Origin of the sequence: Pseudomonas sp. RGB (genome assembly GCF_007713445.1) — a bacterium.
Taxonomy (GTDB): domain Bacteria; phylum Pseudomonadota; class Gammaproteobacteria; order Pseudomonadales; family Pseudomonadaceae; genus Aquipseudomonas.
Map to the genome: position 1 here is coordinate 353,105 of NZ_VMSH01000005.1, position 13,636 is coordinate 366,740.

Annotated in this window: 11 protein-coding genes; all 11 read left to right on the top strand. The window is 59.9% G+C overall.

The annotated features are described in order from the left end of the window. Window position 1: 1 nt before the first annotated feature. The 11 genes from FPT15_RS13800 to kdsA all read left to right on the top strand — a co-directional run bounded on the left by FPT15_RS13800 (window position 2) and on the right by kdsA (window position 13,619). Window positions 2–505: an OmpH family outer membrane protein gene (locus FPT15_RS13800; protein ID WP_003189173.1), complete on the top strand. Its 504-nt coding sequence runs from the start codon at window positions 2–4 to the stop codon at window positions 503–505. 3 nt (window positions 506–508) lie between these two features. After that, on the top strand, window positions 509–1,564 hold the full coding sequence (gene lpxD, locus FPT15_RS13805; protein WP_145161878.1) for a UDP-3-O-(3-hydroxymyristoyl)glucosamine N-acyltransferase: 1,056 nt from the start codon (window positions 509–511) through the stop codon (window positions 1,562–1,564). Window positions 1,565–1,675: 111 nt separating this feature from the next. Beyond that, window positions 1,676–2,116: a 3-hydroxyacyl-ACP dehydratase FabZ gene (gene fabZ / locus FPT15_RS13810; RefSeq protein WP_016976866.1), complete on the top strand. Its 441-nt coding sequence runs from the start codon at window positions 1,676–1,678 to the stop codon at window positions 2,114–2,116. Beyond that, window positions 2,113–2,889, top strand: a complete 777-nt coding sequence (gene lpxA / locus FPT15_RS13815; protein ID WP_145161881.1) for an acyl-ACP--UDP-N-acetylglucosamine O-acyltransferase — start codon at window positions 2,113–2,115, stop codon at window positions 2,887–2,889. Before fabZ ends, lpxA begins: the two co-directional genes overlap by 4 nt. A gap of 2 nt (window positions 2,890–2,891) precedes the next feature. Then, window positions 2,892–4,031 carry a lipid-A-disaccharide synthase gene (gene lpxB / locus FPT15_RS13820; RefSeq protein WP_145161884.1) on the top strand — a complete coding sequence of 380 codons (1,140 nt, stop codon included), beginning with the start codon at window positions 2,892–2,894 and terminating at the stop codon, window positions 4,029–4,031. After that, window positions 4,028–4,660, top strand: coding sequence for a ribonuclease HII (gene rnhB / locus FPT15_RS13825; RefSeq protein WP_145161887.1), 633 nt, complete (start codon window positions 4,028–4,030; stop codon window positions 4,658–4,660). Before lpxB ends, rnhB begins: the two co-directional genes overlap by 4 nt. Before the next feature lie 76 nt (window positions 4,661–4,736). Beyond that, window positions 4,737–8,258, top strand: coding sequence for a DNA polymerase III subunit alpha (gene dnaE / locus FPT15_RS13830; RefSeq protein WP_124416617.1), 3,522 nt, complete (start codon window positions 4,737–4,739; stop codon window positions 8,256–8,258). Window positions 8,259–8,387: 129 nt separating this feature from the next. Beyond that, window positions 8,388–9,335 (top strand): acetyl-CoA carboxylase carboxyltransferase subunit alpha, encoded by a 948-nt coding sequence (locus FPT15_RS13835; RefSeq protein ID WP_106577159.1) that lies wholly within the window; start codon window positions 8,388–8,390, stop codon window positions 9,333–9,335. Window positions 9,336–9,543: 208 nt separating this feature from the next. After that, complete coding sequence (gene tilS / locus FPT15_RS13840; protein ID WP_145161890.1) at window positions 9,544–10,863, top strand: tRNA lysidine(34) synthetase TilS; 1,320 nt, start codon at window positions 9,544–9,546, stop codon at window positions 10,861–10,863. A gap of 273 nt (window positions 10,864–11,136) precedes the next feature. Beyond that, entirely contained in the window at window positions 11,137–12,768 is a 1,632-nt protein-coding gene (locus FPT15_RS13845; protein ID WP_106577157.1) for a CTP synthase, read from the top strand. A gap of 5 nt (window positions 12,769–12,773) precedes the next feature. Further along, window positions 12,774–13,619, top strand: a complete 846-nt coding sequence (kdsA, locus tag FPT15_RS13850) for a 3-deoxy-8-phosphooctulonate synthase (RefSeq protein ID WP_010212442.1) — start codon at window positions 12,774–12,776, stop codon at window positions 13,617–13,619. Window positions 13,620–13,636: the final 17 nt, after the last annotated feature.

Sequence of the window (13,636 nt, forward strand, 5' to 3'; positions counted from 1 at the left end):
CGTGCGCAAGTTGACTCAATTGGTTCTGCTGGCCACCGTGCTGGTGACCACCCCGGCCTTCGCCGAAATGAAAATCGCCGTCCTGAACTATCAGATGGCTCTGCTGGAATCCGACGCGGCCAAGCGCTACGCAGTGGATGCCGAGAAAAAATTCGGTCCGCAACTGACCAAGCTGAAAACGCTGGAAAGCAGTGCCAAAGGCATCCAGGATCGTCTGGTAGCCGGTGGCGACAAAATGCAGCAAGGCGAGCGTGAGCGTCTGGAGCTTGAGTTCAAGCAAAAGGCCCGTGACTACCAGTTCCAGTCCAAGGAACTGAACGAAGCCAAAGCTGTTGCCGACCGTGAAATGCTTAAGCAGCTCAAGCCGAAACTCGACAGCGCCGTGGAAGAAGTCATCAAGAAAGGTGCCTTTGACCTGGTGTTCGAGCGCGGCGCCGTGATCGACGTCAAGCCTCAATACGACATCACCCGCCAGGTGATCGAGCGCATGAACCAGCTGAAGTAAGCCATGACCGCGACTATCAAACTCGGCGAGTTGGCCGAGTTCCTTGGAGCCACCTTGCGTGGCTCCAAGGAGAAAGAAATCACTGGGCTAGCCACCTTGCAGGAGGCTGGCCCAGCTCAGTTGAGCTTCCTCGCAAATCCCCAATACCGTAAATACCTGGTCGACAGCCAAGCCGCAGCCGTGTTGCTGAAGGCTGCTGACGCCGAAGGGTTTGCCGGGGATGCGCTGGTGGTGGCCGATCCTTACCTGGCTTATGCCCGGGCGTCGCACCTGTTCGATCCAAAGCCAAAGGCTGCTGGCGGTATTCATCCGTCTGCGGTCATTGCTGATGATGCCTGGGTTGACCCTGCGGCAAGCATTGGCGCGTTTGCCGTGATCGAGAGGGGCGCGCGCATTGCCGCCGGCGTCACAGTAGGTGCGCATTGCTTTATCGGCGCACGTTGCGAGATCGGTGCCGATGGCTGGCTGGCTCCGCGTGTCACCCTGTACCACGACGTGCGTATCGGTGAACGTGTGGTCATTCAGTCAGGTGCTGTAATTGGTGGCGAGGGTTTTGGCTTTGCCAATGCCAAAGGCATCTGGCACAAGATTGCCCAGGTCGGCGGCGTGCTGATCGGCGATGACGTGGAAATCGGCGTCAATACCGCAGTGGACCGTGGCGCCTTGGCCGATACCGTCATCGGTAACGGTGTGAAGCTCGATAACCAGATCCAGATTGCCCACAACGTACAGATTGGCGATCACACCGCCATGGCCGCGTGCGTGGGGATTTCCGGCAGCACCAAAATCGGCAAGCATTGCATGCTCGCCGGTGGCGTCGGGTTGGTGGGGCACATCGAGATTTGCGACAACGTCTTCATTACCGGCATGACCATGGTGACGCACTCGATTACCGAGCCCGGTGCCTATTCTTCCGGTACCGCCATGCAGCCCGCGGCTGAATGGCGCAAGAGTGCAGCACGTTTGAGGCAGCTCGACGACATGGCTCGACGCCTCAAACAGCTGGAAAAGCGTGTTGGGGACGTGACCCCTGGCGGTAATGCTTCATCAGAAGGCTGATACCATTTCCATATCAAGTGTGCACAGCCGCTAGACTGCCTCCTTGATTTGCTAGCGGGGCGTGCGTTTTGTCCGCCCGCCCCCAATCTTTATTACAGGCTTCCCCCCGAAATGATGGACATCAACGAGATTCGCGAATACCTGCCTCACCGTTACCCGTTCCTGCTGGTGGACCGTGTAGTGGACCTCAACATCGAGGAAAAGCGCATTCGTGCCTACAAGAATGTCAGCATCAACGAACCGTTCTTCAATGGTCACTTTCCGGCGCATCCAATCATGCCGGGCGTATTGATCATCGAAGCGATGGCCCAGGCTGCCGGTATCCTTGGTTTCAAAATGCTCGACCTCAAGCCTGCCGATGGCACGCTTTACTATTTCGTGGGCTCCGACAAGCTGCGTTTTCGCAACCCGGTCACACCGGGTGACCAGTTGATCCTGGAAGCCAAGTTCATCAGCTGCAAGCGCCAGATCTGGAAGTTCGAATGCCAGGCCTCGGTGGACGGCAAGCCGGTGTGCTCTGCTGAGATCATCTGCGCGGAACGCAAACTATGAGTTTGATTGACCCTCGCGCAATCATCGATCCGTCGGCCGTTCTGGCCGCCGACGTTGAGGTCGGCCCCTGGTCGATCGTCGGCGCAGGTGTTGAAATCGGCGAGGGGACTGTCATCGGGCCACACGTGATCCTTAAAGGTCCGACCCGCATTGGCAAACACAATCGTATCTACCAGTTTTCCTCGGTAGGCGAAGACACCCCGGACATGAAGTACAAGGGTGAGGAAACGCGCCTGGTAATCGGTGATCACAACATCATCCGTGAAGGCGTGACGATTCACCGCGGCACCGTGCAGGATCGTGCCGAGACCACGCTGGGGGATCACAACCTGATCATGGCCTATGCCCACATCGGCCACGACAGCGTCATCGGCAACCATTGCATCCTGGTCAACAACACTGCGTTGGCGGGCCATGTGCATGTTGATGACTGGGCGATCCTGTCTGGCTTTACCCTGGTGCATCAGTATTGCCATATCGGCGCCCACAGCTTTTCCGGCATGGGCACTGCGATCGGCAAGGACGTTCCGGCGTACGTCACGGTATTCGGCAACCCGGCTGAAGCGCGCAGCATGAACTTCGAAGGCATGCGCCGTCGCGGGTTCAGTGAAGACGCAATTCACGCCCTGCGCCGTGCTTATAAGGTGGTTTACCGCCAGGGTCTGACGGTTGACCAGGCTTTGGCCGAACTGACCGAGCCGGCAGCGTTGTACCCGGAAGTCGCGGTGTTCCGTGACTCTATCCAGGCATCGACTCGCGGCATCACCCGCTGATCATGGCTAATCTGCGTATCGCGTTGGTGGCCGGAGAAGCTTCCGGCGATATTCTCGGCGCAGGTTTGATGCGAGCCCTCAAAGCCCAGCATCCCGCGGTGGAATTTATCGGTGTGGGCGGCCCGCTCATGCAGGCCGAAGGGCTGACGTCCTACTTCCCCATGGAGCGTCTTTCCGTCATGGGGCTGGTGGAAGTGCTGGGTCGTCTGCGCGAGCTGCTGGCTCGCCGCAAGCTGCTGATTCAAACCTTGATCGAAGAAAAGCCTGACGTCTTTATCGGAATCGACGCGCCGGACTTCACCCTCAATATCGAACTCAAGTTGCGTCAGGCCGGGATCAAGACCGTGCACTACGTCAGCCCTTCGGTATGGGCGTGGCGGCAGAAGCGCGTGCTCAAGATCCGTGAAGGCTGCGACTTGATGCTGACACTGCTGCCGTTCGAAGCCCGGTTCTACGAAGAGAAGGGCGTGCCGGTGCGGTTTGTCGGGCACACCCTGGCCGATACCATTCCATTGCAAGCTGATCGCGCGGCTGCGCGTGCCGAACTGGGCCTGCCCGCCGGCCCGCTGGTAGCCTTGATGCCGGGCAGTCGCGGCGGTGAAGTCGGTCGCCTGGGGGCGCTGTTTTTTGACGCCGCCGAACGTCTGCAGGCGTTGAAGCCCGGCATTCGTTTTGTGTTGCCATGTGCCAGCCCGCAACGTCGTGCACAAATCGAAACGCTGCTGGAAGGGCGCACGCTGCCGGTCACCTTGCTGGACGGTCAGTCGCACCTGGCCCTGGCAGCATGTGATGCGGTACTGATCGCCTCAGGCACCGCCACCCTGGAAGCGTTGTTGTACAAGCGTCCGATGGTCGTGGCCTATCGCCTGGCGCCGCTGACGTTCTGGATTCTCAAGCGCATGGTCAAAAGTCCTTACATCTCCTTGCCCAACCTGTTGGCCCAGCGTCTGCTGGTCCCGGAATTGTTGCAGGACGATGCAACGCCCCAGGCACTGGCGCAAACGCTACTACCCTTGATCGACGGCGGCGAAGAACAGACCCGTGGTTTCGACGACATCCACCGGACCTTGCGCCGTGATGCGTCGAACCAGGCGGCAGACGCCGTGCTGACCTTGATTGGCCACAAACAGGAAGCCCTATGACGACGCAAATGGGCCTGGACTTCAGCCTCGTCGCGCAAGTGCACGAGCTGGTCGCCGGGGTTGACGAGGTGGGGCGCGGCCCGCTGTGTGGCGCCGTCGTCACGGCGGCGGTGATTCTCGATCCGAACCGCCCGATCCTGGGCCTCAACGATTCGAAAAAACTCACCGAAGCGCGTCGCGAAAAGCTTTATGACGAGATCTGCGAAAAAGCCCTGAGCTGGCACATTGCCCGGGCTGAAGTCGAAGAAATCGACGAACTGAATATCCTTCACGCGACCATGCTGGCCATGCAGCGCGCGGTGGAAGGCCTGCATATCACGCCCAAAATGGCGATGATCGACGGTAACCGTTGCCCAAAACTGGCGATGCCCGCAGAAGCGGTAGTCAAGGGTGACAGCAAGGTTCCGGCCATTGCTGCCGCCTCGATCCTGGCCAAAGTCAGCCGTGACCGTGAAATGGCCGCGTTTGAGTTGATCTACCCCGGCTACGGGATGGGTGGTCATAAAGGCTATCCGACGCCCGTTCATCTGGAAGCCCTCGCTCGCCTCGGCCCCACGCCGATCCATCGCCGCTCGTTCGCCCCGGTCCGCCAGGCTTACGAGCTGCGCGAGCGCCTCATCGAGGTTTAGTCGCGAGGCTGATGTTTTGCTCAAGGCCCGGTACAATCCGGGCCTTGTTGTCTCCACGTATTAGAACAGGATCACTATGCCGGCTTCATTCGTTCACCTGCGCCTGCACACTGAATACTCCCTGGTCGACGGCCTGGTACGGATCAAACCGCTGGTCAAAACCCTGGTGGGCATGAACATGCCTGCGGTAGCGGTGACCGATCAGAACAACATGTGTTCCCTGGTCAAGTTCTACAAAAACGCCATGGGCGCCGGTATCAAGCCGATTTGCGGTGCCGACCTGTGGCTGTCCAACAAAGACCCGGATAACCCCCTGAGCCGCATTAGCCTGTTGGCGATGAACGGCGTCGGTTATCGCAACCTCACCGAATTGATTTCCCGTGGCTTTATCGACGGTCAGCGCAACGGTTCGATCATCATCGAGCGCGAGTGGGTGGCCGAGGCAAGCGAGGGCGTGATCATGCTCTCGGCCGCCAAAGAAGGTGAGATCGGTATCGCGCTGCTCGGCGGCAACCCGCAGGAAGCCGAAGTGCTGGCCCGCGAGTGGATGCAGGTCTTCCCTGACCGTTTCTACCTGGAAGTCCAGCGCACCAATCGTCCCAATGATGAAGAGCATCTGCACGCCGCCGTGGCCCTGGCCGACAAGCTGGGCGCGCCGCTGGTTGCAACCAACGATGTGCGCTTTATCAAAAAGGAAGATTTCGAAGCCCACGAAACCCGCGTGTGCATCGGCGAAGGCCGGGCTCTGGACGACCCGCGTCGTTCCAAGAACTACAGCGAAGAGCAGTACCTCAAAAGCGCCGACGAGATGGCCGAGCTGTTCAGCGACCTGCCCGAGGCCCTGGAAAACTCCGTCGAGATCGCCAAGCGCTGCAATATCGAAGTGAAGCTGGGCAAGCACTTCCTGCCCAACTTCCCGATTCCCGATGGCATGACCATCGATGAGTATTTCCGCAAAGTGTCCTTCGATGGCCTCGAAGAGCGCCTTAGCGTGCTACTGCCCAAGGACACCACCGAGGACTACGAGGCCAAGCGCCAGGTCTACGTTGACCGACTGAATTTCGAGCTGGATATCATCATCCAGATGGGGTTCCCCGGTTACTTCCTGATCGTGATGGACTTTATCCAGTGGGCCAAGAACAACGGCGTACCGGTAGGTCCTGGCCGGGGGTCAGGTGCCGGTTCGCTGGTGGCTTACGTTCAGAAGATTACCGACCTTGACCCGCTGGAATATGACCTGCTGTTCGAGCGGTTCCTGAACCCGGAACGGGTCTCCATGCCCGACTTCGACGTCGACTTCTGCATGGACGGCCGCGACCGCGTGATCGAGTACGTGGCCGAGAAATACGGCCGCAATGCGGTAAGCCAGATCATCACGTTCGGTTCCATGGCGGCCAAGGCTGTAATCCGTGACGTGGCGCGGGTGCAGGGCAAGTCCTACGGCCTGGCGGACCGCCTGTCGAAGATGATCCCGTTCGAAGTCGGCATGACCCTGGAAAAAGCCTACGAGCAGGAAGAAATCCTGCGCGACTTCATCAAGGTCGATGAAGAGGCCGCCGAAATCTGGGACATGGCGCGCAAGCTCGAAGGTGTGGTGCGTAACGTCGGTAAACACGCCGGTGGCGTGGTGATCGCACCGACCAAGCTCACCGACTTTTCGCCGATCTATTGCGATGAAGAAGGCGACGGCCTGGTAACCCAGTTCGACAAGGACGACGTTGAAGCCGCCGGCCTGGTGAAGTTCGACTTCCTGGGTCTGCGGACCCTGACGATCATCGACTGGGCACTGAAGACGATCAACCGCGACCGCGCCAAGGTCAACGAAGCGCCGCTGGATATCGCCTTTATCCCGCTGGACGACAAACCGACTTACACCTTGCTGCAAAAAGCCGAAACCACGGCGGTGTTCCAGCTTGAGTCGCGCGGCATGAAAGAGCTGATCAAAAAGCTCAAGCCCGACTGCCTGGAAGACTTGATCGCACTGGTGGCACTGTTCCGTCCCGGCCCGCTGCAGTCGGGCATGGTGGATGACTTCATCAACCGTAAGCACGGCCGCGCCGAGCTGGCGTACCCGCACTCGGATTATCAGTACGAAGGCCTCAAGCCGGTACTGGCGCCAACCTACGGCATCATCTTGTATCAAGAACAGGTGATGCAGATTGCCCAGGTGATGGCCGGTTACACCCTCGGCGGCGCGGACATGCTGCGTCGCGCCATGGGTAAGAAAAAGCCCGAAGAAATGGCCAAGCAGCGCGGCGGTTTCATTGAGGGTTGTGCCACCAACAACATCGACGCCGACCTCGCCGGTAACATCTTCGACCTGGTAGAAAAGTTCGCCGGTTACGGCTTCAACAAATCCCACTCCGCCGCCTACGGCCTGGTGTCGTACCAGACTGCCTGGCTGAAAGCCCATTACCCGGCGCCGTTCATGGCCGCGGTACTCTCGGCGGATATGCACAACACCGACAAGGTCGTGACCTTGATCGAGGAAGTGCGCACCATGAAGCTGCGCCTCGACGCGCCGGACGTGAACGCCTCCGAGTTCAAGTTCACGGTGAACGACGAAGGCCGCATCATCTATGGCCTGGGCGCGATCAAAGGCGTGGGCGAAGGCCCGGTCGAGGCCATTACCGAAGCGCGCCAGGACGGGCCGTTCAAGGACTTGTTCGACTTCTGCGCGCGGGTTGACCTCAAACGCATCAACAAACGCACCCTTGATGGCTTGATCCGCAGCGGTGCGCTCGATCGCCTTGGCCCGTATTTCCATGATGAGCCCAAGGCTTATCAGGCCAATATCGACCGCAACCGCGCGGTGCTGCTGACCGCCATGGAAGAAGCGATCAAGGCGGCCGAACAGACCGCCCGCACCCACGACAGCGGCCACGCCGACCTGTTTGGCGGCTTGTTCGTCGAAGAAGACGCGGACGTTTACGCCAACCACCGCAAGGCCAAGGAGTTGACCCTCAAGGAACGGCTCAAGGGCGAAAAAGACACCCTGGGCCTGTACCTCACCGGTCACCCGATTGACGAATACGAAGGCGAAATCCGCCGTTTCGCTCGTCAGCGCATCATCGACCTGAAACCGGCGCGCGACACCCAGACGGTCGCCGGCATGATCATCGCCCTGCGCGTGATGAAAAATAAGAAGGGCGACAAGATGGGCTTTATCACCCTCGACGACCGCTCGGGCCGGATCGAAGCGTCATTGTTTGCCGACGCTTTCCACTCTGCCCAGTCGTTGCTGCAGACCGATGCCATGGTGGTCGTCGAAGGGGAGGTCAGCAACGACGACTTCTCCGGCGGCCTGCGCCTGCGGATCAAGCGGGTGATGAGCATGGAAGACGCGCGCACCAACCTCGCCGAAAGCCTGCGCTTGAAGGTCAAGACCGAAGCCCTCAAAGGCGATCAGCTACGCTGGTTGGGTGACCTGCTCAAGCGTCACCGTGGCGCGTGCCCGGTGACCATGGAGTACACCGGCAATGACGCCAAGGCGATGTTGCAGTTTGGTGAGACGTGGCGAATTGATCCCGCCGATGGCTTGATTCAAGCTTTGCGTGACCAGTTCGGGCGAGACAACGTCTTCCTCCAATACCGTTGACGGTCAGATATGTCTGATCTCGACTGAACATTTAATCTCGACCTAAACGCGCCTCTCCCTTAAGGTAGGGCGCGAATAGACAACCGGCTGGCCAGGCACTCCTTGGCCGTCGACCCAAGACGGACGCTTATGAACCCGAATTTTCTTGATTTCGAACAGCCGATCGCTGACCTGCAAGCCAAGATTGAAGAATTGCGCCTGGTCGGCAATGACAATTCGCTGAATATCGGCGATGAGATCGCTCGCCTGCAAGACAAGAGCAGCACGCTCACCGAGGACATCTTCGGCAAGCTGACCAGCTGGCAGATCGCGCGCCTGGCACGCCACCCGCGCCGTCCGTACACCCTGGATTACATTCAGCACATCTTTACCGAGTTCGACGAGCTGCACGGCGACCGCCACTTCTCCGACGACGCGGCCATCGTGGGCGGTATCGCTCGCCTGGACGACCAGCCGGTCATGGTGATCGGTCACCAGAAAGGCCGTGAAGTGCGTGAAAAAGTCCGCCGCAACTTCGGCATGCCGCGCCCCGAAGGCTACCGCAAGGCTTGCCGCCTGATGGAAATGGCCGAGCGCTTCAAGATGCCGATCCTGACCTTCATCGACACGCCGGGTGCTTACCCAGGCATCGACGCCGAAGAGCGCAACCAGAGCGAAGCAATCGCCTGGAACCTGCGTGTGATGGCGCGCCTGAAAACCCCGATCATCGCCACCGTGATTGGTGAAGGTGGTTCCGGCGGGGCACTGGCCATTGGCGTGTGCGACCAGCTGAACATGCTGCAATATTCGACCTACGCGGTGATCTCGCCGGAAGGTTGCGCTTCGATTCTGTGGAAAACCGCCGAAAAGGCGCCGGACGCTGCTGAAGCCATGGGCATCACCGCTGATCGCCTCAAAGGCCTGGGCATCGTGGACAAAGTGATCGCCGAGCCATTGGGCGGCGCCCACCGTGACCCGGCTGCGGCTGCTGCCACCCTGCGCGCTGAGCTGGGTTCGCAATTGGCGATGCTCAAGAAGTTCGATAACGAGGCGCTGCTGGCCCGTCGTTACGAGCGCCTGATGAGCTACGGTCTCTGATCAAACACTGATCTTGAAGACAATGCAGTACTAATGTGGGAGCAGGCTTGTGTGGGCGCTGGCTTGCCTGCGATAGCATCAACTCGGTGTAACAGATAACCCGAGTTGCCTGCATCGCGGGCGAGCCCGGCGCCCACACAGGCCCGCTCCCACATTTGCTTTGTGTATGCTGGGTTATCGCGTTCCAGATCGATGGCGGTACTGTGTTATGAAGCCAGCTCTACCCGCCAACCTCCTGCAAACCCTGGCACCCTGGCGCAATGCCCCGGCCTGGCACATCGCATTCTCGGGTGGTCTGGACTCCACCGTCCTGCTGCACCTGTTGGCCGCCCTTGCTACCACCGAAAGCCTTCCACCGCTCAGTGCTGTCCACGTCCACCATGGCCTGCAAGCTGCCGCCGACGCCTGGCCCAGCCATTGCCAGGCGGTGTGTGACGGCTTGGGCGTGCCCTTGCAAGTGATGCGCGTGCAAGTGCAGCCGGGCGCCAGCCTTGAGCGTGCAGCGCGTGACGCGCGTTATCAGGCGTTTACCGAAGTCACCGGGGCGGGGGAGGTGTTGCTCACCGGGCAGCATCGCGACGATCAGGCTGAAACCCTGTTGTTTCGGCTGATGCGCGGGGCAGGGGTGCGCGGGCTGGCGGCAATGCCTGTGCATCGCCAACTGGCGAATGGTCACGTGGTGCGCCCGTTGCTGGAGGCCTCGCGTGCTGAATTGGAAGCCTACGCCCACGAGCACCAACTGACGTGGATCGAAGACTCTTCCAACGCCGACCCACGTTTCTCGCGCAATTACTTGCGCCATCGTGTGCTTCCCGTGTTGACGCAGCGATGGCCTCAAGCCGTTTCCAGCCTGGCGCGCACCGCCGATCACCTGGGTGAAGCCCAGGGCCTGCTCGACGAGTTGGCGAGGATGGACTTGCAAGCCGCCGATCAGCCTTCGCCATTTCCCTGGTTGCCTCTGCCCTCGTTGGTTCTGGCTCCACTAAGCGAACTTTCCGACGTTCGCCAACGTAATGCCTTGCGCCACTGGCTGGCGCCTCTGACCCGGTTACCCGACAGTGACCACTGGGCCAGCTGGCATTCCCTGCGCGACGCCAAAACTGACGCACAACCGCTGTGGCGCCTTGCCGACGGCCAGTTGCATCGTTGCGGCGAGCGCATCTGGTGGCTGCCCGCAGCATGGTTGGAGTTTTCCGACGCCGCGGTGAGCTGGCCGCATCCACAGAGCCCACTTGCGTTACCCGGCAATGGCCAGCTGAAATTTATCGGCGAGGCTCCCCAAGGCCCTCTTGAGGTGCGTTACCGTCAGGGCGGCGAAATCATCGAAGTGCCCGCTCGAGGCCGGCGCGACTTGAAGCGCTTGCTTAATGAATGTGGGCTGCCGGGCTTTGTCCGTGGCAGATTGCCGCTGGTGTATCAGGGTGAGCAATTGCTGGCTGTGCCAAGCCTTGCAGGGCTGTGGGCCAGGCTGCCGGGTGACGGACAATTGGATTGGATGCCACAGACTTGCGATCAAGGTTTGAGCTGATAGAGCCTTTCCGGTAGACTACGCTCCCTTCTTGATACAACTTCTGTGGATTCGACTGAATCGCAGCAGTTGCCGATTACCAAGCAGTCTTTGCTGGGCGATTCCAAAAAATGTGTAGCGATCAACGTACCGGTGTTTCATTGCTGGTCTGTCACAACGCGGCGGTTTTTTTGAAAGGTGCACTGTGATTAATGCAGGTGATCGGGGGCTTCGGCCTTCCTTCGCTTTCCCCGGCGGCTCGGACCGCTTTAACGCAGACTTCTAGGGTTTTTCATGACGCGCTACATATTCGTCACGGGCGGTGTTGTTTCTTCATTGGGGAAAGGCATTGCCTCCGCTTCATTGGCGGCCATCCTGGAGGCGCGGGGACTTAAGGTCACCATGCTCAAGCTGGACCCGTACATCAACGTTGACCCGGGCACCATGAGCCCGTTCCAGCACGGTGAAGTGTTCGTCACACACGACGGCGCCGAGACCGACCTGGACCTGGGCCACTACGAGCGGTTCATCCGCACGACCATGACCCAGAACAACAACTTCACCACCGGCCGTGTCTACGAGCACGTGCTGCGCAAAGAGCGCCGTGGTGACTACCTGGGTGCAACCATCCAGGTGATCCCGCACATCACCGACGAAATCAAGCGCCGCATCATCAAGGGTGCAGGCGATGCCGACGTGGCGATGGTCGAGATCGGTGGCACCGTGGGTGACATCGAATCCCAGCCTTTCCTCGAAGCTATCCGCCAGCTGCGTTTCGAAGTCGGCGCCAAGCGCGCGATGCTGATGCACCTGACGCTGGTGCCGTACATCGCCACCGCCGGCGAAACCAAAACCAAGCCTACCCAGCACTCGGTCAAGGAACTGCGTTCCATCGGCCTGCAGCCGGACGTGCTGGTATGCCGCTCCGATCACCCGATCGACATTTCCTCGCGTCGCAAGATTGCGCAGTTCACCAACGTTGAAGAGCGTGCGGTGATTGCCCTGGAAGACGCCGACACCATCTACAAGATCCCGGGCATCCTGCACTCTCAGGGCCTGGATGATTTTGTGGTCGAGCGTTTCGGCCTGCAGTGCAACGGCGCGGACCTGTCCGAATGGGAAGCTGTGGTGGATGCCAAGCTCAACCCTGAGCATGAAGTCACCATCGCCATGGTCGGTAAGTACATGGAGCTGCTGGACGCGTACAAGTCGCTGATCGAAGCGATGAGCCACGCCGGTATCAGCAACCGTACCAAGGTCAACCTGCGCTACATCGATTCCGAAGACATCGAGAACCAGGGCACCGCGCTGCTCGAAGGTGTTGACGCGATCCTCGTACCCGGCGGTTTCGGCCTGCGTGGCGTGGAAGGCAAGATCACTGCGGTCCAGTACGCTCGCGAAAACAAAGTACCGTACCTGGGCATCTGCCTGGGCATGCAAGTGGCAGTCATCGAGTTCGCGCGTAACGTGCTGGGCTGGAAAGACGCCAACTCCACCGAGTTCGATCACACCAGCGGCCACCCGGTCGTGGGCCTGATCACCGAGTGGGAAGATGCCACCGGCGCCGTTGAAACCCGTACCGAAAGCTCTGACCTGGGCGGCACCATGCGCCTTGGCGCGCAAGACTGCCTGCTGGAGCCGGGCTCGCTGGTTCACGATTGCTATGGCAAGGACGTGATCGTCGAGCGTCACCGTCATCGCTACGAAGTGAACAACAACCTGCTGCCGCAGATCAAAGAAGCCGGCCTGAAAATCTCCGGTCGCTCCGGCGATGGCAAGTTGGTTGAAGTGGTTGAAGCACCGGATCATCCGTGGTTCGTGGCTTGCCAGTTCCACCCGGAGTTCACCTCGACCCCGCGCGACGGCCACCCGTTGTTCAGCGGTTTCGTTAAAGCAGCACTGACGCAACATCAGAAGAAGGCGTAACCCTGATGGCCCAGAAGATCATTCGCGTTGGCGACATCGAGATTGCCAACGACAAGCCCATGGTGCTGTTCGGCGGCATGAACGTGCTGGAAAGCCGCGACATGGCGATGCAGGTCTGTGAAGAGTACGTGAAGGTCACCGAGAAACTCGGTATCCCTTACGTGTTCAAGGCCAGCTTCGACAAGGCCAACCGTTCGTCCGTGACTTCCTATCGCGGCCCGGGCCTTGAAGAAGGCATGCGGATCTTCCAGGACATCAAGCAAGCCTTCGGCGTGCCGATCATCACCGACGTCCACGAGCCGGAACAAGCGGCCGTGGTCGCCGAGGTGTGCGACATCATCCAGTTGCCGGCCTTCCTGTCGCGCCAGACCGACCTCGTGGTCGCCATGGCCAAAACCGGCGCTGTGATCAATATCAAGAAAGCCCAGTTCCTCGCGCCCCAGGAAATGAAACACATCCTGAACAAGTGCGTGGAAGCGGGTAACGACCAGTTGATCCTCTGCGAGCGTGGTTCGAGCTTCGGCTACAACAACCTCGTGGTGGACATGCTCGGTTTCGGCATCATGAAACAGTTCGAATACCCGGTGTTCTTCGACGTGACCCACGCGCTGCAAATGCCCGGTGGCCGCGCCGATTCCGCCGGTGGACGCCGTGCCCAGGTGCTGGACCTGGCCAAGGCGGGCATCAGCCAGTCGCTGGCGGGCCTGTTCCTGGAAGCCCACCCGGACCCGGACAACGCCAAATGCGACGGCCCATGCGCCTTGCGCCTCGACAAGCTGGAGCCATTCCTGGCCCAGCTCAAGCAGTTGGACGAACTGGTCAAGAGTTTTCCGACGGTAGAAACCGCGTAAGCGCCATTTCTCCGGTA